At 28.7% G+C, this 707-nt stretch carries 1 protein-coding gene and 1 pseudogene; both read right to left on the bottom strand.

What is annotated here, in order from left to right:
* Positions 1 to 40: 40 nt before the first annotated feature.
* Positions 41 to 499 (bottom strand): DUF2634 domain-containing protein, encoded by a 459-nt coding sequence (locus Q3223_RS19465; protein ID WP_407812439.1) that lies wholly within the window; start codon positions 497 to 499, stop codon positions 41 to 43.
* Positions 474 to 707, bottom strand: a pseudogene (locus Q3223_RS19460) (hypothetical protein); the annotation flags it as partial. The pseudogene Q3223_RS19460 and the gene Q3223_RS19465, both read right to left, overlap by 26 nt.

Raw genomic sequence — 707 nt, 5'->3', positions numbered from 1 at the left:
AAAAATACTGGTATAGGTAGTTCTCTTTCCATATAATCACCTACCTTTTTATATTGCCATCAATTACTATATTTTCATCATCTATTGTTAGTACATCAAATTCATAATTAACAAACCTACTATTTTCAAGCCAATTGAATATAAAATTACTCACTTCTTTTGTATATGGATGAACTAAAATAGTTTCTTTTATTAACCTAGATATTTCAAGTTCTTTAGCGTTTTGAGACAAATTACTAGCAATTAAATCTTTTATTTCACTTCCAAATACACTAGAATAAGCTGACCGTTTGTATCTAGGTGTTAATATAGCTTTTTGACACCATTGTTTATATGCCTCTACCTTGTTACATCTTTTTAATGTTCCATCTGCATTTTTGACAAATTCACCTTTTTCAAAGTCAAATAAAAAAGAACCTTTTAGGTCCAGTTCATTTTCATTATTATTTTTTAATTCTACAGTTTCAAAAGTTTCATTTTGTGGAAATAGGTTTGGCATTTACAACCCTCCCAATTACTACAAATTCAGCTCCCATAACAGCTACTAACACCTTATCGCCTATAACCAAGGGCTTCAACTCTTTTGGAGTTCCTATTTTATGTTTATGTCTATATTCTGCACCTAACATTTCATCTGAAAGAGTAAAATAATCTTCTTTTAATGTTAAATTCTCTAACACTAAATAGTCCTGTATTTCATCTTTATA

The sequence above is a fragment of the Clostridioides sp. GD02367 genome (assembly GCF_045900275.1).
Lineage (GTDB): Bacteria > Bacillota > Clostridia > Peptostreptococcales > Peptostreptococcaceae > Clostridioides > Clostridioides difficile_A.
Note: the sequence above shows the minus strand (reverse complement) of the source record. Positions and strands in the feature narration are given on the sequence as shown.

What these genes read in the sequence shown, in the direction of transcription:
- Q3223_RS19465 (WP_407812439.1), bottom strand. Translation starts at nt 499, where the DNA reads ATGCCAAACCTATTTCCACAAAATGAAACTTTTGAAACTGTAGAATTA.